The sequence below is a fragment of the Tritonibacter scottomollicae genome, from assembly GCF_032924845.1.
GTDB lineage: Bacteria > Pseudomonadota > Alphaproteobacteria > Rhodobacterales > Rhodobacteraceae > Epibacterium > Epibacterium scottomollicae.
This window is the reverse complement of record NZ_CP136707.1, coordinates 203,875-222,032: the sequence shown is the minus strand read 5'-3', so window position 1 is coordinate 222,032 and position 18,158 is coordinate 203,875. Positions and strand designations below refer to the sequence as shown.

Sequence of the window (18,158 nt, the reverse complement as noted above, 5' to 3'; positions counted from 1 at the left end):
GTCCCAAAGCGTAGACTGAGGATTTCCCTATCCATGGCCGCCATCTCCAGCGTGCTGCACAGGCAGTCTGAGTTGGCGTTCAAGCTGTGAGTGGTGTCTTTCGCGCGATATCCCAAATGAACCCAGCCAGTTCCCGGGCGATTGCGGCCAACACTCTGGGCTGCGATTTGCCTGTCCGGCTCAGGTCGCGATACCGTTTGCAAAGCCGCGTCTGAGCTTTCCAGCCAATATCCTTGATCTCCTGCGGCAGATGCGCTGAGCGCTTCAGATACGGATGTCCTTCTTTGGGAGGATGTCGGTATGACCACCCAGCCGGAACAGACCCCATTTCGGCCGATATCTACGGAGTTCGTGAGGGTGGAGAACTTGAAGAGGAGAAAGTTCCAATCGAAGATCAGTGACCTGCTCCCCGTGGAGTCCGCGATTTGAAGTTAGCCTGTTCAGTTTTTGGTCCACTATTGACCGTTGGTGATACTCCCACGGTGTAAGCCCGTCGAGGCTCGTGTGTGGGCGGTGGTGATTGTAGTCGTCGCGCCAAGCAGAGATCAGATCCCGGGCGTGGCGCAAGTTGGCGAACAAATGCTCGTTGAGGCACTCGGTCTTAGGTAGCAAATGCACCAAATGATTGACTGGCAAGATGGATGAGAAGAATATGTGAACATTCACGGTTTTGGATGTTCATATGGCGCAACATTTTCTCTTGTCGGCCGCTGCTCGGACTTTGTCTCTCAAATCGATCTTCTCCGAAGGGGAAGAGGCGGCATACCGTCGGTTCTGCCAACTGCGCTGGCCGGAGACCGATGGCGAGCCGATCTGCCCTGCATGCGGATGTGTTGATGTTTACGACCTGACGACCAGGCGCCGTTTCAAGTGCGCGGCCTGCCATCGGCAATTCAGCGTAACGTCAGGCACGATCTTCGCCTCCCGGAAGCTCGCCTTCGTCGATCTCCTGGGCGCGATCTGTCTGTTCGTGAACGCGGCGAAGGGACTGTCCGCGGTTCAGATGTCACGTGATCTGGATGTGCAGTACAAGACGGCATTCGTGCTCATGCACAAGCTCAGGGAGGCAATGAAGGCGGAGACCCGGGACGCCCGTCTGGACGGCGAGGTCGAGGTTGATGGCGCGGCGTTCGGTGGCCATGTCCGGCCTGCCAATTTAAAGGAGGAGCGTGTCGACCGGCGGCGGCGCGTCAACCGGAGTGGGAAGCGCCGGGTGGTTGTCGTGCTCCGCCAGCGTGGCGGCCGAACGGTGACGAGAATCTTTCTTCGGGAGGCGCAGGGCGTCGAGTTTGCAAGGGAAAGGATCGCCCCAGACACCGTTGTCTCGGCCGATGAAGTCGCGCATTGGGATCTTCTGGAAACAGACTTTGACATGCAAAGGATCAATCATTCAGAAGGTTACAGCGTCGGAGGAGCTCATACCAACCTTGCCGAGAGCTTCTTCTCGCGGCTTAGGCGGATGATTGGCGGACAACATCTGAAAGTCGAAGGAAGGTATCTCGATGCATACGCGGCCCATGCAGCCTGGCTCGAGGATCATCGAGAGGAGAGCAATGGCCACCTGGCGGATTGCTTGATCGGCGGCTCATATGCCTTAATCTGGCCCAGTATCTCGGCCCGCTTCTCTGTTAGGGTATGAATAATCAATGGCTTTGGCATGCACCCATTCCACACGAGAACACGCTGGCCATCCAGACGGCAACTTGGTGCATTTGCTACCTAAGACCGGAGGCACTCGTCGCGCAGACGGCCGTTGAAGCTTTCCACGAAGCCGTTCTGCATGGGTTTGCCTGGTGCGATGTAGTGCCACTCGACCTTCCGGTCTTCCTGCCATCTCAGGATGGCGTTCGATGTCAGCTCCGTTCCGTAACACCTTCGGAATGACGCTGTTTCAGAGGCTATGATTGCCTGCGCAGCCCTTACAAAGCGCAGCAGGTGATCATAGCCGTGTCTCAGGCCTCTACAGTGGTTTTTGCAACAAACCACACCGCAAGGGAGACCGACTATGACCGATAACACCATTGCACAGGACGAGCCTATTTTGGTGGCGATTGATATCGCAAAAGCCCGACATGAAGTTTTGATCGCTGTTCCGGGTAAGAAGCGCCGCCGCCGTCTGACAGTTCCTTCAGCCTCTCTCGCAGCTCGGTGTCCGCAGGTCTGGTTGATCCGCGCCGATAGACGCGCGGATCGATCCCGGCCAGGGCGCAGGCCCGCCGCTGGTTGTAGCTCTTCTCTGTCATGGCCCAGTCCACGGCTTTCCGCCTTGCACCGGGCTTCAGAAGTTTTTTCCCAGCATCTCCTTCAGCATGGCGACATCGAGCATCTGCTCTGCCAGCATCTTTTTCAGCTTTGCATTCTCAACCTCCAGCGCCTTCAGCCGTTTGGCCTCCGACACTTCCATGCCGCCATACTTCGAGCGCCACTTAATGGGATGGATGTCTCTCCCGCAATCAGCAACGCTGCGGGTGTGACGCAGTAGAATGGAGAGAGATATGACAGTCGCATTCATTGGAATTGATTTGGCCAAGAACGTGTTCCAGTTGCATGGAGTCGACGCTAACGGACAGGCCGTATTGAAACGCCGCCTCCGCCGAGAAGGATTACTCGCCGAGATTGCTGAACTGGAGCCCTGTGTCATTGGTGTCGAAGCCTGCACAGGGGCATTTTATTGGCAGAGGCAGTTCGAGGCGCTTGGCCATACGGTCAAGGTGATCGCGCCGCAGTATGTCAAGCCCTTCGTCAAGCATCAAAAGAACGATCAGAACGATGCCGAGGCCATCTGTACCGCCTTGATGCTTCCGAACATGAAGTTCGTGCCGACCAAATCAGAAGAACAACAGGATATTCAGGCCCTGCATCGGGCGCGCCGCCGCCTCGTCAATCACAGGACCGCACTCGTGAGCCAAATGCGGGGCCTGCTGTTAGACCGCGGCATACCTATCGCTTTATCGATCGGACGGGCACGGCGGGCCATCCCAGAGATACTTGAGAACCAGACGAACGGGCTGAGCGCAATGAGCCGAGAGATCATTGGCGACTTGTTCGACTTCTTGGGACAGATTGATGCTCAGATCACAACCTTCGACCGCCGCATTGATGCAGTGTTCAAGTCCAATGAGGATTGCCGCCGGATCGCACGCATCTGCGGTGTCGGCCCAAAGACAGCGACCGCTGTTGTCGCAGCCGTGGGCGATGGCCGTGAGTTCAAGAACGGCCGACATCTGGCCGCATGGATGGGGCTGATTCCACGGCAGCACTCAAGCGGCGACAAGAGGCTACTCATGGGGATCAGCAAACGCGGAGACAGACATCTCCGAACCCTTCTGATCCATGGTGCCCGATCAGTAGTCCGTGTAGCGCAGCGAAAGACGGACCCCTTCAGTCAATGGGTCAACAGCCTTCGCGAACGACGCGGTATGAACCGCGCTATCGTCGCCGTGGCCAACAAAAACGCCCGGATCATCTGGGCCATGCTGAACAGAAACGAAGAGTTCCGCGCCCACGCTTAAGCGCGCAACAAGGATTGCAAGAAGATCAATGAAATGAACCGACCGGCAAACTCCGGTGTGTGAGGAACCTGGCTTTTATAATGGCCTGCTGAGGCCGACCATTTGTTGAGGCTCACCACGCGGAATTCCCATTTGGGCGCACCATCGAAGGGTGACGCCGGATAGATGTTTGCAACCTGGGACCTGGCGGTGGAACAGATCAGCGAAAATCTTGCAAAGGGAGAGACATCCATAGATGTAAAACGTGCCATCGCTGATGCCGTGCTTCCGGCAGAGCTCTTTGGCGCCCATCCCGGCTTGGTGCTCCTTCAGGATCCCAATGATCTGCTCTTCGCTGAAACGGCTCTTCCGCATCGTCTGTCTCCTCGTTTGGAGAACAGGCTAACTTCAAACCGCGGACTTTTCAGGGGAGCAGGTCAGAAGTATTGGAAAGACAATAGTACTTCTGATGAAGACACCCAGAATGAACTATCCCGACAGCTTGCTGAGTATGCGCTGAACAACCAACAAGCTGCGGAATTCAATGCGTTGGCGAAGAACTTTGCTCGATATGCATCAAATGAGTATCGGGTGCGTTGCAATCGGATTTTTGAGTTGGTGAAGAAAAGATCATAAATACAAGCAATACGCTCATGATTTGACTTTTGCTGCCGCCGCAATTCTATGATGCCAACCGGTTTTCATCAGAATTTTCCTTAGGAATGCTTACTGTAAACCGGCTTCCAAGACCCATCGATGAGGAGAGGCCAACGTGGCCGCCCCAATTTTCAACAGTTTTCTTGATGAAGGCCAAACCTAAGCCACTTCCCGCATTTTTCGTCGAGAGCCTTTGGAATGGTTCAAAAATAACCGATTGATATTCTTCAGGAATGCCAACCCCGTCATCAGTGACGTGGATGTATACTGATCCGCTGTCTTCTGCCGCGGTGATCTCGATAGTTCCATTTGTGTTACCGTGATGCTTGATCGCATTCCCGACCAGATTCCTCATCACTGCTTCGAACGCGATGGGATCAACGTTTATGGCGGGCATCGCGGTGGGCTTGGCGATCACAAATGCTTCAGGCGGACGGAGAACCTCCAGCACTCGCTCCAGCCTCTCAACTGGGTCAATCAATTGACGTTGCCCATCTTGCGCTCCGGTGGAAGCATACAAGAGCAGATCATCCACGAGATCCTTCATTAACACTGCTTCTTCCCGGATTAGATCTAGGTATTCACCGACCTGGTCGGGAACACGAATGCCAGCTTCAGAAAGGTCCTCTTGTACGAAATCAACAAGTGGATAGATCCGTGAAAGCGGGCTTCTGAGGTCATGTGCCGCGATTGATGCAAAGGTTTCCAGCTGCTCGTTGGAGTACTGAAGTACTTGTGCTTGTTCACGAATTGTGTCTTGCAAGGTTGCCTGCGCAGTCACGTCAACACGGATCGATGCGAAATATTCATCGCCTAAAGGGAAGTCGCGCGCTTCATATACCAATCCGTTGTTTGCCTTAACCGTTCGCCAGTTGTCATTTCCTTGCTCAACTGCGCTTATTATCTCCTCGACGAATTCCGCAATAGATTTACCGTGGGACGCGAGTGTCGCCAGTTCGGTTTGGTACGAGTGCGAGATCAACTCGCTCATCGTTGCGCCTGAATCCGCCTCATGCACGAGACTAGGGAACGCTCGTGCAAATCCAGCGTTTCGGTGAATCGCGCGCATATCTTTGTCATAGATGACGATTGCGCCATTTATTTCATCCAAGGCGCGAATAAGGAGGTCATTTGCTTTGTTGGCTTTCAAGATGCGCGCCGCCTCTCGCCGATATTGATAGATCCTCCAAGACATAAATCCTATGATTGAACCGCAGAACACCGCCGCTACAAGTGCAAACCAAAAGCCCGCTTTTTCGTACAGGTAGGTTTCTCGACCGAACCATTTCTCGCGCAGCGATGCGACCCTCTTGGGAGGAAGAGCATTCAGCAAAGCTTCGTCAAGCACCGAAACCAGATCGGGGCGCGCATTCGAAACAAGAAGACCGTAGGGCATGGACACCAAGCTGGGGGACAGCGGGACTGCAAGATCCGAAGCCTTCGCGCGGCGTAACCTTGCAGTGAAAGCTGCCTTAGCGGACACTACCGCATCGATTTCACCTACCAATAGTGGAACGATCAGATCGTCAGTCTCTTGGTACTCTACAATCTCTACGAATGGGATCATTTTGGCTGCTGTGATACCCGCACTGCCCTTGACCACTCCAACTCGCCTGCCAGCCAAGTCGAAGTTTTCAGAAGCGTCACTACCTCTAAGGATGAAAGCGGCTAGTTCAAAATTGCCAATATGGCGGGTGGCAAGAGCGCGCTCCAGTCGGTCGGGTGTTGTCGCCAAGAAGGTTGTTAGATCTGCTTCACCTGCTTCAAGCATTTCCAGAGTTCTGGCGGGGTTAACTGAATAAACGAACTCAGTTTCATGTCCTGCGGCCTTCAGAACATGGCGCACCACATCGACCGCGAAGCCCTCAGCTTCTCCCGCCGCATTCGTGAAGCTATATGGGTGAAAGTCACCGTAGGTGACTTTAAGGTTTTCTGCCTTGGACGCGGGTGTCGTGACCAAAGCAGCCAGCACTACATTTGCTAAGGTGAGCAACATACTTCGAACGGAAAGATTCTGACGCATTCATCACCTAAAACCTTAGTGTATTCAAACGGGTACAGATGGGTTGTAAACTTGGGGTTAACGGCGTTCAAGGAGTGCACTGCTTTGGCAGGACTTTTCGCACGTTGGCATGAGTGGTTGCCACATATGTGATCGTCTGGCGAAGATGCTCTGGTAATCCCTCAATCTTAAGGGGGTGCGGAGGTAGAATTTTCTCGGCAGGATGAACGAGGGAATTCCGATGAAGAAGACCCGTATCACAGGAGCCCAGATGATAGGCGCGCTGCGCCAGATGGAGGGCGGTCTGCCTGCAGCCGAGCTGTGCCGAGAGCACGGCATGAGCAGCGCCACGCTGTACAAATCGTGGGCCAAGTATGGCGGGATGGATGCCAGCTTCATCACCGATATGAAGACTATGGCCGAGGAGATGCGGGCCTTGGCGCAATTGCAGCGAAAGAGCGCTCAGTCCGCGTCCCCACCGTTCGAAAGTGGTTGGCAGCTGCATGTGCGGCGAAGGTCAGCTCTTAGTCGTGCGATTGCGGCATGCACCGCTCGCCATGTCGCCAGATCTGCCAAGTTTGCAAAGGGCGCTATCTGCGCTTCGCTGCCCCAGGTGCTGACCGCAGCATCAGCCAGGGCCGCCACCGCTTGCTGAACGGCGGCTTTCGGGAAATCTGTCGCGACTGCAGCAATGCCCCCGCTGCCCCTTGCATAAATGTCGCGTTTGGGCTGGCCTGATGTCATCTGGCACCGGGCACGAGGTGCGGTATCCCTGCAACTCGGCGCCGCGCCGCCGCAAGTCGGCAGTCGAGACCTTTGCGGTCATTGCTCGACATTTACATTGCAGGTAAAAGCTCCGGCATTGAGATCAGTTGAAGGCTAAACGTATGAAAGCCCTATCCATTGTTGCCCCCAGTGGAGCCAGAATTGCGCGTGGCGAAAAAACACTAGAGGTTCGGCGATGGTTTCCAGATCTTCAGCCTGACGAAGATCTCCTGATCGTTGAAAATTCTCGTTTTCTGCACATGGACGGCGAAGTGGATCAAGATGGGAAAGCGGTTGCCATCGTGAGGGTTGCTTCTGTGAGGCCCTTCTGCAGCACAGACATCGCAGCGGCTTGCGCCAGCTACTACGAAGACGGCTGGCTGGCATGGGAACTCACGAACATACGCCCGGTATCATACTTGCTACCCGTGCTCGCGGCGAGGGGAATCTATGAAGTGCCCATCGATCTGCAAATGCTGTGAACGCCCACTTCGCCCCGCTGCGTACAACTTCAGACGGCTAAAGACTTCGTCACGCGGCGAAAGATGGCTTCGTCCGCTTCCCTTCCGTTCGACAGTGGTTGGTGGCTGCATCTGCAGCGAAGGTCTGTTCCCTCCATTGCTCGTGCAGCATGAGACCGTTGCCCAGGTGGCAGATCCTGAGACTTTGCAAATGTCGCTACCTGCGCTTTGCTGACATCTGAGCTGAGCGCGGCATCGCCCTGGTCATCGGAGCTGTTTGAAGGTCCGCTCTCAGGAGATCGTTCGCGCTTGCAGCAAAGGTATCGCTACACCTTGTATGCATGTCGTATTCGGGCTGGATACGGTCATCGATGCGGGTATCAGCACTAGCGGTTCAGTCCCAAACCTGTGAACTCAGTTTTCAATATTGTATGACCGCAACACGGAGGCGGGGCTGATGGCCCCGCCGCTTCTGTTTTGTGGGCCAGCGGGATTTGGACAAGCCACACGCCCCTGGCCGTCAGGGAGAGGGCGCTGCCCTCCCCCTCGGGCAATCCGATTAGACCGGGCCGTGTCCTCGGCTGCGCCTGCGGGCCGCACCAACCCGGTCGAATAGCATTGCCTCGCCCCCTCCCGCGTTCGCCACGTGGCAGATTGGCAGGAACAGGCGGCTTCGCCGACTGAACCTGCAAATCAGCCCTGATTTTCCAAAAGGAAGGTCAGATCAACGAAACAAGCCACACGGCAAAAACAGTGGATTGGGTCAGTTTATGACGCCTAGGTCAATTTCGTCTGACGTTCAACATCCGCTGTGGGACGTCGAACACCTTTGACTCAATCAACGGCCAAAACCTGAGGGAACGGTAGGGCTGCGTCTTCCAATTCTGACCCAAACGTCAAGCATTTCTGACCCAGAAGACTGCGTATATCGATAAGCTCGTTTACCTGCGCCAGAAACTAGCGGCCCAGAGCCGCCTTCTACCTACCACGCCGCTTCCGCGCCGCAGCTTCACCAAACCGGCCGTTCGTCTATGGCGCAGCATTTTCGGAGGACGAAGGTCGGTGAAGCGGGACGGAGTGAACTTTCGCTGCGGTTGCGCCAATGTCCGTAAAGGAGAATCAGCACCAGCGACTACACCCGCACTCGTTGCTTCTTGCGCCAAGCAGCGGGGGTCATTCCATAGATTTTTCGAAACTGGCGGATGAAATGGGTCGTGTCCTGCCATCCGATGTGTGGGGCAATTTGATCGACGGGCATGTCCGTGTGTTGCAAGAGCTGCGCGGCCTTGGCGACGCGGGCGGACGTGATCCAAGTGCCGACCGTAAAACCGGTTTCGGATTTGACGACAGCCGCGACATGAGGCGCGGTGCGGCCAACCGCCGACGCCACATCGCTGAGGGAGATAGGGGAAAGGCTGTGTCGTTGAATGTAGCGCAGCGCTGTGGCGACCAGTGGTGAGCGCTGCCTATCCTCATCTGTATTTGGCATCGCCCGCGAGACCTCTGACAGGATGAGAGTAATCAGGCTGCGTTGCACCTCTGCGGTGAGCTCGGATTGGTCTTCCGCCTCTTGCGCCAAGGTTTCGAACCAGCGCAGCAAACGCGTCTGTGCCACTTCTTCCAAATGAAAAACGGGGGACGCCCCGAGGCGCACCTCAGCAAATGGCCGCATGATGGCCTGTGCCTCGTCAAACCCAAAGCCCCCTGCGGAAAATCCCAAGAGCCAATAGTCAAGGTCTTCGCCAGCCAGGGGCCGATGCGGCACACCGGCAGGAACAATCGTTACGCTTCCTGCCAAGGACAACGTTTCGTATTTCTGCTCCATGGTGAACCAACCCGCAAGGGTAAACATCAACCCGTGATCGGCATGCACGGCGACGGGTGTCGGGTGTGTGCTGACGCCCTTTTCGTGAATCACATAGCAGGAGGGATGCGGCGGTTCGGGTTGCTGAAAGCCTGTCACACGAAATTCCGAAAATCATAAGATCAGCCGATAGTATACAAATCCACGCTCTCAAGCAACACCGCTTGAGGGCCTATGTTGAGGCCAACGAAACCTTCAATATGACTGGAGTGAGACATGGCAAACCCGCACTACGACCTCATCATTATCGGTGGTGGGCCCGCCGGACAATCCGCCGCTTTGATTGCCGGGCGCACCCGCATGAAAACCGCATTTATCAATGCAGAAAACCCCCGTAATTTTGTGACCACGGCCTCGCACGGGTTTTTAACCCGCGATGGCGCACACCCGAGCGAGCTGTTGGCGGTGGCCAAAGATCAGCTGCGAAAATACCCGACCGTGGACTACATCGCCGACAGTGTTTCGGACGTCGCTCGTTTAGCCGAAGAGTTTTCCGCGACGACAGCGCAGGGCACCACAATGACCGCACCTCGCATGTTGATTGCGACAGGTCACCGGGACAACCTCGACCAGTTGGACCTACCTGGCATCGAGGACGTCTACGGAAAATCGGTTTACCCATGCCCGTTCTGCGATGGATACGAGCATGCGGACGCGGCGCTGGCCATTTTCGGCCACGGTGCAATCAAGCATTTCGTGCCGATGATGCGGATTTGGTCGCGCAATATGATCGTGTTCACCAACGGCAATTCGCTCGACGCCAAGGTAAAGGCAGAATTGCAAACCAAGGGTGTTCCGATCGAAGAGGGCAAGGTTGCGAACCTGCGGTCGACAGGCGGCTCGCTCACCCATGTCGTCTTGGACGACGGGCGCGAAATTGCGCGTCAAAGCGGGTTTGTCGTTGAGGAGTTCTCGTCGCCCGCGACCGATTTTGCCGAACGTTTGGGGGTTATCGCACAAGAAGAAAACGATTGGGGCATGTCTGAACTTGCAGCTGCGCCAGGCACCACCAATATCCCAGGTCTCTACGTTGTTGGGGATGCGCGGACGGGTTTTGCGGGCATTGCGGCGGCGGTCTCGGAGGGCGGGTTCTGCGTGGAGATGATGGCCCACGAGGTTGCGATGGAACGTTGGGCGGCCCTGCCGGAGGACTCAAAATGAAGGATAAGACAAAGACGCTGTGGGAAAAGCAGGATCAGCACAAGGGCGACCGTTGGCGGCTGTTTCAGGCGGTGAACGCCGCGCTGCCCGCCCGCCATGTGCTTTATGCGGGCAGCTACGTCGATGTTGCGCCCTCATTCGTTTACGACGACGTCACCTATGCGGACATGGACAAGCGGGCGGCGGCGTTCTTTGCCGATAACGAGGGAGTGCGGCAGATCATCTGCGATCATGGCGGCAACGTCGGTGGGCGGTTCGTGTTCGCGCATGGGGACTATCGGTCCTTGGATTTGGAGCCGGAGAGCTTTGATTTGCTGATCTCGCTCTATGCGGGGTTCATCTCAGAACCCTGCGGCCACTTTCTGCGCATCGGCGGGCATTTGCTGGTGAATTCAAGCCATGGCGACGCAGCGCTTGCAGCGCTCGACCCACGGTTCAAGCTGAAAGCGGTCGTCACGTCTGCAAACGGACGCTACCGGGTCACCGACCAGAACCTCGACGGCTACATGGTGCCGAAGAAAGAGCAAACGATTACACGCGAAAGCTTGATGAAATCAGCGCGAGGCATTGCCTATACCAAATCCCCATTTGCCTACATGTTCGAAAGGGTGCTGTGACGCGCACTCGAAGAGCGCACGGCGAAAGCCGCCGTTGGCCGCGTTGCAGAAAATATGCAAAGAGGGCTCCAAGCCGACTTGCGGCGGTGCGGCTGCAAGGGTGCAGCGGATCCGCACCACATTCAAGCTGCCAGATGACGCCAGCAGCCCAATCACGACATTCGTTCTGCTCTTGCATCCGGTGGCCCTGCCTACTGGCAGGGCGGATTGCGGTCATTCTCTGCACTTGCGAAAGCTTTGGTTCGACAAGGTGGAAGCGGCCATTCAAGCCCAGCGTGAGCGAAACCCAGATGCTGCGCAGCGCATCAAGGTCGGCTGAGCGCAGGAAAGCGACCTTTGCAAAGTCTGGGGGTCTGCCACCAGGGCGGCGGTCCAATGCTGCACGAGCAATGGAAAGAACAGACCTTCGCCGCAGGTGCATCCACCAATCATCATCGAATGGAAGGGCGCGGGACAAAGTTGCCATTGCGTAAAAATCCAATCTGCCGCTTTATGTCCTAATGGAAAATGCAGAAGACATCATAACTACAGTGCTCAGACGCATCCCACTGCCCGAAAACGAGTTCGCGCCAGAATGTAGGTTTTGGCTCACGCTTTATCTTGAAGGCAACCCAATTGCCTACGTGCAGGCAAAGCCTCCACTGCATGCTCTGGGATGGTTAAACCTTTGTGAAAACGACGACTTTGCAGGGTTCGTGTATCCCAAAAAGAAAGTTCTCAATGCTCCAGCTCAAATTGCCGATGCTTTAAGGGACGCCTTGTCAGTCTGCAAAAAAATGGGCATGAAAATTGGCTTGGTTGATGCTGACACAGAATTTGAACCAATTATTTCGAGCTTCCATAATCTCTATAAATCATCGTAGCTGTATATGCTGAAAGATGTAGATTTGGGCTCTGAGCCGCCTTGCGGCGGTGCGGCAGCACTGTTGCAGCAAAACAGCGCTCGGTCCTACCCGCCTGATGACGGCAGCCAGCCCTTTATGGACATTCGTTCTGCACCTGCATCGGATGAGCCCGCCAGCAGGCCGGGCGGGAACCGGAAGTTCGCTGCGCATGCAATCTGCTGAGGCGTCAAGTTAAGAAGGAGACATTCAACCTGACGTGCTCCCCGAGCATGCGAAGGCCGCGTTGCTTGTCCCAATTGTCAAAATTTTTGCTGGCCGCGCATTTGCTATACGTGCATTGAAGAAGCATCTTCAATTTCAAGTTGCCTGTTGCGCGGCGGCTAGCTAGAGGTTTGCAATGATTGGCGTGCAACTGCTCCTTGCGACGGGTGGCCAGATGTACTCCCAGATCTGTTGACCCTTGGGGGCTGAATTGTGAGTCAAGCTAGCTATGATTTTAGTGACAGATTGGCGGCACTGCGAGGCCGCGCACAATCTTTTCGAATTGCTCAGCGCAGCTACATACCCAGTGAATTGAGCTACTTGATCCTCGTGCCAACACTTAGATGCAATTTGGCCTGCTCTTACTGCCAGGTGTCGCGTGTTGCTGAAAGAGCTAGTGGCTTCGATTGGAGTGAAGAAACGCTCAACTCGGTTCTTGAGTTCATTCAAGCCTTAAGAGTGCCAAGGCTTAAGGTGGAGTTCCAGGGGGGCGAGCCGCTTTTGGCACTTTCTCTTCTAAGGCGCGTCAGGGAATTCTGCCGAGCCAACCTCGCTGAGGTCGAATTTGTTATCTGTACGAACCTACAGTCCATTTCTCAGGAAGCTTTCGAGTTTCTGAGCCATGCGGACGTGACCATCAGCACTTCCTTCGATGGCACGCAGGACCTCCACAGAAAGCAGCGCATGAGTTCTGACGAGGAAATGCAAGGTTTCCTTAGCAATGTTCGTCGGTTTTTAGCGAGGTACGGGCCAAATAAGCTTTCTGCATTGCCAACACTTGACCCAGAGTGCCTTCCTAGTGCTGATGAGTTGCTCGACGGCTATTTTGAATGGGGGATGAGCTCCATCTTCCTCCGGCCTGTGGCGAACTATGGATTTGCCAGGAAGGCGCATGATGCCCAAGTAATCTCGGACAACTGGTATCAATTTCACCAGGAAGTTGTGGCTGAGATGATCCAACGCAATTTCCAAAGGGGTACACACTTCGAGGACTATTATCTTTCACTTTGCCTTCGTCGGATGCTTCGTTCTGACGTCAACGGACATGTTGACCTGAGGAACCCGAACCTTCTGGGCAAGGATTACATCGTGATAGACTATGATGGTACGTTTTATCCGACAGATGAGGCCCGGATGCTTACCCGAACAGGGCAAATTGACCTGTCTGTTGGCCATGTAAGCGGGGGTGTTGACCAAAACAAACTGAACACATTGAACGCATACTCCTCGAATTTTGGCGATCCGGATTGCGACAGCTGTAGGCACCAAGCGTATTGCGGCCGTGATGTGATTGATGACTTGAGTAGGTATGGCCGGATTGACCTGCCAAGATCTGAAACTGAGTTCTGTAAACGCCATCTGTACATGTTTGGGCTGGTGGAAGACCTGCTTCAGAGTCCTGATCCTGCTGTCCACCACTCCTTGGCTCTCTGGGCTGGGATCCCAGACTGGGATCCCATTTTGTCTAAGGTCACCCAATGATCGCGCTTCGACTCGCAGCAAAAGGGCACCTGGAGGGTGAAACCCTGGTTGCTCGCCTCGTTACGACGCCTAAAGACGACCGCGCTTCCTTTCTGGGGCGTGACTACCAATTGACATCCCAGGAAGACGCATGGGCGTATTATTCTCGTGACGATCACGCCATTGCTCTAAGGGGAAAGGCCGAGGATCTTGACGGTGACGTGATTATGCTGCCGCCGAACGCGTCGAGCGCACACCGGCTAATCCGAGCCAACTCGCAGCACAATTCTCTTTTGATCACTGAACAGTGCGACCAGCTTTGCGTAATGTGCAGTCAGCCACCTAAGACCAAGCACACAGATATGTTCGCCGCATTTATGCTGGCGTGCGTAATGGCTCCCCAAGATGCCGTCATTGGTATTACGGGCGGTGAGCCGATGCTTTTTAAGGAACAGCTTTTTGCCCTCTTGATGCAAGTCCATGCTGAGCGTCCTGATCTTACTTTCCATGTTCTGACAAACGGTCAGCATTTTGAGCCGGAAGACGTCGAGACACTCAAATCGCCAGCCTTCAACAATGTGCTTTGGGCCATTCCTGTTTTTGCCGATGCACCGGAGGTTCATGACAGGATTGTTGGTAAGGCCGGGGCCTTTGAGCGGCTTCTTAAGACCTTTGAGCTGCTCTCTCACACGTCTGCCCAGATTGAGATTAGAACCGTGGTCATGCAAAGCAATCAGGCGCATCTAGCTGCGTTGGCTGGCTTCTTGACGACCTACATCCCGTTCGCCACGCAATGGTCAATCATGCAGATGGAAAAGATTGGCTATGGGCGGATGAACTGGCGGAAAGAATTCTTCGACACGTCCACTGATTTTGCGATGACGGCCCGGGCTTTGTGTATCGCTCATGGCCGAGGCCTAGATGCACGTCTTTTCAATTTCCCGCTTTGTACGGTGCCCAGTGCCTATCAAAGGTATGCGGTAGCATCGATTTCAGATTGGAAGTGCAAGTTTGAAGATTTTTGCGAGGGTTGCGGCCTTCGTGATCAATGTGGAGGCTTTTTTGAATGGTACGACGTAGGGTCCGGTTTCAAGGCGATAGGCTACTATGAAAAAGCGTAGATACCTGATCCCAACGCTTGCTGCCGCAGGCTTTTTGCCTACGAATTCTGCAGACGCAGCCATCGCGGCCGGTCTGTCATCAAATCCGTTCGGCACCGACAGCGATTTCAATCAGAGGCTTGAGCTGGAGCACAAATACACACTCGCAGGCCATAGAAGCCACAGCAGTCACAGCAGTCACAGAAGCCACCGATCATCTTCCTCCGGCGGTTATACTACCACCCGGCCGGCAGCACCGGTGCAGCCGCGGTCCAACAGCACCAGCCCCAGAACGGTGTTGCCCTCTCTTCCGAACGCTCGGGCGGTAGCCCCTTTGCCCGGAAACTCAGAAAAGTTCAAACAAATAGCGATGCGTGTGCAGCTCGCCCTGATTTCCTATGGGTACTACAATGGCGCAGTAGACGGGGTGATCGGAAAACAATCAAAGGCTGCTCTTTCCAGGTTTCAAAGCGACTATAGTCTGAAAGTCACTGGAACTATCACTCCAGAGGTGTTGAATGCTCTTGGAATTGCTGCTCAATAAGCGTTTCCTATCGGGGATAGTCACGGGTTGCATTCTAGCGATTCCTACGGCATGGCTGGCAGAACCGTTCTATAAAGGCGCTGTAATCTCCATCTATTCAGATGAGTTTGCCAGGCTCACCTTTCAATGCGACCAAGCCATGCGGGAGCATTGGATAGGGAAAATGACCGTGGCGGACGATCCGTCTCCAAGCGCGATTTCCGCACTTAAGGCCGCAGAAATTGCTCTTCTGGATTGCCAGGACTATGACTTGCTCCAAAAGAAGCTCCTTCGCTTGGGACTCAGCGATTCTGAAATTGGCGAACTTGTACTGCAAGCCGCTGAAAAAAAACCGGAAGGCCTGAGAACAGTGATTGGAATTCATGAAATTCGTTATTAGTTCGTTCCTTATCGCTTGTGCGATTAGCACTTCTGTTGCTGCTAGCGACTTGCGTTCAAGTGTCGTTCGGGAAGCTGCAATCGAAGCTGGGCTGGTACCGTCTTCAGCTACACGTCCAAAGACCGATCCTGATCTCGTTTCAGTGGGTAAACTAGCGTTTGAAGCCACGGAGCTTTCGGCAGGCCAAAATATTGCTTGTGCGACATGTCACCGGGACCGTTTTGGATCCGCTGATGGGATTCCAAATGCAGTAGGCATCGGGGGCGATGGAGCTGGTGACATCCGGGTTGCTTCAGGGGGCCGCACTGTCCCCAGAAACACTCTTCCGTTTTGGGGAGTTGGCGGCATCGGCTACGACACCTTCTTTTGGGACGGTAAGGTTTCCGGGCGCGGTGACGACCTCATTAGCCAGTTCGGCGCCCATGCGCTCTCAAGTGATCCGTTGGTGGTTGCCGCAATGATTCCCCCTGTAGAAGTCGATGAAATGGTGGGAGATATTGGTCACCTGACCACTGAGACCGTCGGATCCGCCACTTTCATCTACAACCAGCTTGTTGAGCAGCTAGCTGCTGATCCGGATATCGCAGACGCGGCCCTTAGAGCATTCGGCACTTCTGCCAAGGATCTCAAGTTTGAAAACTATGCTGAAGCCATCGCTGAGTTTATTCGTTTCAACTTTGCAGTCCAGGATACCCGATTTCATGAATTCGTTTTCGGGAAAGGGAAACTCACCGAAGATGAGCTGAATGGCGGGTTGATTTTTTATGGGAAGGGTCGCTGTTCGATGTGCCACAACGGCCCATACTTCAGTGATTTCAACTTCCATTCAATTCCCTCACCCAGCGCGAGTTTTGGAAAAAATGGCTTCGGCATCGACTATGGACGCTTTAACGTAACTAACGATCCAAATGACCGTGGAAAATTTCGGACGCCTCCGCTTTTCAACGTCTTGAGAACAGCTCCATATGGCCACTCTGGAGCATATTCTGAGGTATCCGATATCATCCTGGCTCACAGCGATCCTCTAGCCGTTCTGAACTTCCAGGAACTTTCCAGCCCTCAAAGGCAGGACGTATATCAACAGTTGCGTCATTGGCTTGAAGAGCCCGTCAGCCAAAGCGCGTTGACATTAAAAGAACTGGATCAGTTGATATCGTTTTTGGCAACACTGGAGTTCGATTCCAAACGGGAAGTTAGAAGCCCTTGATCAGCACCTTAACGGACGATCGTGCCTGCCGCTGAATGAAAGAAGGACCCAGACGGCTTTTCAAGTGTTTCGGTTGCGTAGCTTGCGATACACCATGCCCCCGCGCTGTCGCAGCCACCTGGCGATGCCCCACGAAGCTCTCCTCCACGATCCGGATTTTGTCGGCATCGCTCCAGTGCCGCCGACGCGGTGTATCTGCGGAAGAAAGGACTTCGACCTCGGGTCTGTACTTTTGGTCGGCCAAAAGTTCGGACTTATCATCAGCGCTGAAATCTCGTCAGGCGGCCTCCGCCGGAGGCATACCTGCGAGTTCGACCTGATCTTGATTTGCGCTTGCAGCGAATGTCATCTCTGACGGACCGCACCGCAACAAAGGTGATCAAGGCCGGACGACAGCTCTGGGCCGCTAGTGGCAGCACCCTAGATAGTTTTCTCCAAAGCGGCTGAATGCGGCTTCCGCTAGCTGGTCATCTACTTGTTCGTCAATATACAGTCCCCAAGGAAATACATCCACCAGGGCAGGATCGTAATTCGCGTCCTGCTCCGGTTTATTCATCGATAGAAATGAATAGCGTATGTATGCCCACATCTCAAATTCGAGTGGAACTTCCAGCCCGTGGTATGTCGTGTCTGAAGGGTCATCCCAAACGATTGTCTTTGGCTGAGGAAGCAAGGACTCGCGTAGCATAGTAGCGCAGGTATGTGCGACCAGATCAGCCAACTGAACTCCCACCAGTAGCCTAGAGTCCTGCTCAAAAGCGAAGTTGCATCTTTTTAGAGCTGGTATTTTAGATGCCTGCTTCTGCCCTGCACCAGCCGAGGAAAACAAACCTTCATCGAACGCAACTTCGTGATCTTGGTCGTTAAGTGTGGGATGATCAAGAGCGGCGCTCAAGAGCTTCAGGGCTGCTGGGCCAAGCCGCTTATCATCTTCAACAACACAGATAGCGATTTTGCAGTTCCATTGGATAAACTGTTTGAGCTCTGCGCGGAGATCTTGGAGCGCTTGGTTACCGTGCATCTTCATCGACGCTTTGAATTCGAAAGCAACTGGGTCGTATCCATGTCTCAGGTAAATCTGAGACACTTCTTTGGTCGGATCGTTCGGACAAATCACAAAGGTTGCGAGTGAGAAACCGTGTTTATGATGCTTGCTGTCGTCGAGGTAGAAGTATGCCATTTCACATAGATAGGAACATGATGCCTATTGCGAAAGTGGACACACAACATGTTTTTGAAAAGGAGCTTCTTACCTGTAGTGAACGTCGGCTATGCGTGGTGCGATTGCAGCAATCCGAAGGTTAGGCCAACGTCCGGAAAGGGCCGTCCTTGATCATAGTGCA

General features: G+C 54.4%; 15 protein-coding genes and 5 pseudogenes. 12 read left to right on the top strand and 8 right to left on the bottom strand.

Features of this window, described 5'->3' with window-relative positions; genetic code table 11:
- Positions 1–435 precede the first annotated feature (435 nt).
- Positions 436–603: pseudogene (locus R1T40_RS22145) on the bottom strand (integrase core domain-containing protein); the annotation flags it as partial.
- Between the two features lie 79 nt (positions 604–682).
- On the opposite strand from R1T40_RS22145, the gene R1T40_RS22140 reads away from it, so the two are divergent.
- Positions 683–1,639, top strand: a complete 957-nt coding sequence (locus R1T40_RS22140) for an IS1595 family transposase (RefSeq protein ID WP_317387130.1) — start codon at positions 683–685, stop codon at positions 1,637–1,639.
- A gap of 89 nt (positions 1,640–1,728) precedes the next feature.
- On the opposite strand, the pseudogene R1T40_RS22135 reads toward R1T40_RS22140, so the two are convergent.
- Positions 1,729–1,869, bottom strand: a pseudogene (locus R1T40_RS22135) (integrase core domain-containing protein); the annotation flags it as partial.
- Between the two features lie 231 nt (positions 1,870–2,100).
- Positions 2,101–2,428, bottom strand: a pseudogene (locus R1T40_RS22130) (transposase); the annotation flags it as partial.
- 67 nt (positions 2,429–2,495) lie between these two features.
- On the opposite strand from R1T40_RS22130, the gene R1T40_RS22125 reads away from it, so the two are divergent.
- Entirely contained in the window at positions 2,496–3,512 is a 1,017-nt protein-coding gene (locus R1T40_RS22125; RefSeq protein ID WP_317387129.1) for an IS110 family RNA-guided transposase, read from the top strand.
- Between the two features lie 237 nt (positions 3,513–3,749).
- Here R1T40_RS22125 and R1T40_RS22120 read toward each other — a convergent pair.
- Positions 3,750–3,866: pseudogene (locus tag R1T40_RS22120) on the bottom strand (transposase); the annotation flags it as partial.
- Between the two features lie 307 nt (positions 3,867–4,173).
- Positions 4,174–6,171: an ATP-binding protein gene (locus tag R1T40_RS22115; RefSeq protein WP_317387128.1), complete on the bottom strand. Its 1,998-nt coding sequence runs from the start codon at positions 6,169–6,171 to the stop codon at positions 4,174–4,176.
- A 220-nt stretch (positions 6,172–6,391) separates the two neighbouring features.
- On the opposite strand from R1T40_RS22115, the pseudogene R1T40_RS22110 reads away from it, so the two are divergent.
- Together R1T40_RS22110 and R1T40_RS22105 are read left to right on the top strand one after the other, a co-directional pair.
- Positions 6,392–6,598: pseudogene (locus R1T40_RS22110) on the top strand (transposase); the annotation flags it as partial.
- A 439-nt stretch (positions 6,599–7,037) separates the two neighbouring features.
- On the top strand, positions 7,038–7,397 hold the full coding sequence (locus tag R1T40_RS22105) for an ASCH domain-containing protein (RefSeq protein ID WP_317387127.1): 360 nt from the start codon (positions 7,038–7,040) through the stop codon (positions 7,395–7,397).
- A gap of 1,111 nt (positions 7,398–8,508) precedes the next feature.
- Here the strand turns inward: R1T40_RS22105 and R1T40_RS22100 are convergent.
- On the bottom strand, positions 8,509–9,339 hold the full coding sequence (locus tag R1T40_RS22100) for an AraC family transcriptional regulator (RefSeq protein WP_317387126.1): 831 nt from the start codon (positions 9,337–9,339) through the stop codon (positions 8,509–8,511).
- 117 nt (positions 9,340–9,456) lie between these two features.
- On the opposite strand from R1T40_RS22100, the gene R1T40_RS22095 reads away from it, so the two are divergent.
- The 8 genes from R1T40_RS22095 to R1T40_RS22060 all read left to right on the top strand — a co-directional run bounded on the left by R1T40_RS22095 (position 9,457) and on the right by R1T40_RS22060 (position 16,815).
- Positions 9,457–10,401 (top strand): NAD(P)/FAD-dependent oxidoreductase, encoded by a 945-nt coding sequence (locus tag R1T40_RS22095; protein WP_317387125.1) that lies wholly within the window; start codon positions 9,457–9,459, stop codon positions 10,399–10,401.
- The gene (locus R1T40_RS22090; protein ID WP_317387124.1) at positions 10,398–11,018 is read left to right on the top strand and encodes a hypothetical protein; all 621 of its coding nucleotides are present in this window, start codon (positions 10,398–10,400) and stop codon (positions 11,016–11,018) included. Before R1T40_RS22095 ends, R1T40_RS22090 begins: the two co-directional genes overlap by 4 nt.
- 500 nt (positions 11,019–11,518) lie before the next feature.
- Positions 11,519–11,881 carry a hypothetical protein gene (locus tag R1T40_RS22085; RefSeq protein ID WP_317387123.1) on the top strand — a complete coding sequence of 121 codons (363 nt, stop codon included), beginning with the start codon at positions 11,519–11,521 and terminating at the stop codon, positions 11,879–11,881.
- Positions 11,882–12,337: 456 nt separating this feature from the next.
- Entirely contained in the window at positions 12,338–13,606 is a 1,269-nt protein-coding gene (hxsB, locus tag R1T40_RS22080; RefSeq protein ID WP_317387122.1) for a His-Xaa-Ser system radical SAM maturase HxsB, read from the top strand.
- Entirely contained in the window at positions 13,603–14,706 is a 1,104-nt protein-coding gene (hxsC, locus tag R1T40_RS22075; RefSeq protein WP_317387121.1) for a His-Xaa-Ser system radical SAM maturase HxsC, read from the top strand. The genes hxsB and hxsC overlap by 4 nt, the downstream gene beginning before the upstream one ends.
- Complete coding sequence (hxsA, locus tag R1T40_RS22070; protein ID WP_317387120.1) at positions 14,693–15,229, top strand: His-Xaa-Ser repeat protein HxsA; 537 nt, start codon at positions 14,693–14,695, stop codon at positions 15,227–15,229. Before hxsC ends, hxsA begins: the two co-directional genes overlap by 14 nt.
- Positions 15,204–15,608, top strand: a complete 405-nt coding sequence (locus tag R1T40_RS22065) for a TIGR03982 family His-Xaa-Ser system protein (protein WP_317387119.1) — start codon at positions 15,204–15,206, stop codon at positions 15,606–15,608. The genes hxsA and R1T40_RS22065 overlap by 26 nt, the downstream gene beginning before the upstream one ends.
- Complete coding sequence (locus R1T40_RS22060; RefSeq protein ID WP_317387118.1) at positions 15,592–16,815, top strand: His-Xaa-Ser system-associated MauG-like protein; 1,224 nt, start codon at positions 15,592–15,594, stop codon at positions 16,813–16,815. Before R1T40_RS22065 ends, R1T40_RS22060 begins: the two co-directional genes overlap by 17 nt.
- Here R1T40_RS22060 and R1T40_RS22055 read toward each other — a convergent pair.
- Positions 16,802–16,963 carry a hypothetical protein gene (locus R1T40_RS22055; protein ID WP_317387195.1) on the bottom strand — a complete coding sequence of 54 codons (162 nt, stop codon included), beginning with the start codon at positions 16,961–16,963 and terminating at the stop codon, positions 16,802–16,804. The two genes, R1T40_RS22060 and R1T40_RS22055, sit on opposite strands and share 14 nt — an antisense overlap.
- 258 nt (positions 16,964–17,221) lie before the next feature.
- Positions 17,222–17,995, bottom strand: a complete 774-nt coding sequence (locus tag R1T40_RS22050) for a DUF3800 domain-containing protein (protein ID WP_317387117.1) — start codon at positions 17,993–17,995, stop codon at positions 17,222–17,224.
- Positions 17,996–18,158: the final 163 nt, after the last annotated feature.

Coding starts and splice junctions, on each gene's coding strand:
- R1T40_RS22105 (WP_317387127.1), top strand. CDS start 7,038: ATGAAAGCCCTATCCATTGTTGCCCCCAGTGGAGCCAGAATTGCGCGT.
- R1T40_RS22085 (WP_317387123.1), top strand. CDS start 11,519: ATGGAAAATGCAGAAGACATCATAACTACAGTGCTCAGACGCATCCCA.
- R1T40_RS22125 (WP_317387129.1), top strand. CDS start 2,496: ATGACAGTCGCATTCATTGGAATTGATTTGGCCAAGAACGTGTTCCAG.
- R1T40_RS22065 (WP_317387119.1), top strand. CDS start 15,204: ATGCTCTTGGAATTGCTGCTCAATAAGCGTTTCCTATCGGGGATAGTC.
- R1T40_RS22050 (WP_317387117.1), bottom strand. CDS start 17,995: ATGGCATACTTCTACCTCGACGACAGCAAGCATCATAAACACGGTTTC.
- hxsA (WP_317387120.1), top strand. CDS start 14,693: ATGAAAAAGCGTAGATACCTGATCCCAACGCTTGCTGCCGCAGGCTTT.
- R1T40_RS22060 (WP_317387118.1), top strand. CDS start 15,592: ATGAAATTCGTTATTAGTTCGTTCCTTATCGCTTGTGCGATTAGCACT.
- R1T40_RS22115 (WP_317387128.1), bottom strand. CDS start 6,171: ATGCGTCAGAATCTTTCCGTTCGAAGTATGTTGCTCACCTTAGCAAAT.
- R1T40_RS22140 (WP_317387130.1), top strand. CDS start 683: ATGGCGCAACATTTTCTCTTGTCGGCCGCTGCTCGGACTTTGTCTCTC.
- R1T40_RS22090 (WP_317387124.1), top strand. CDS start 10,398: ATGAAGGATAAGACAAAGACGCTGTGGGAAAAGCAGGATCAGCACAAG.
- R1T40_RS22095 (WP_317387125.1), top strand. CDS start 9,457: ATGGCAAACCCGCACTACGACCTCATCATTATCGGTGGTGGGCCCGCC.
- hxsC (WP_317387121.1), top strand. CDS start 13,603: ATGATCGCGCTTCGACTCGCAGCAAAAGGGCACCTGGAGGGTGAAACC.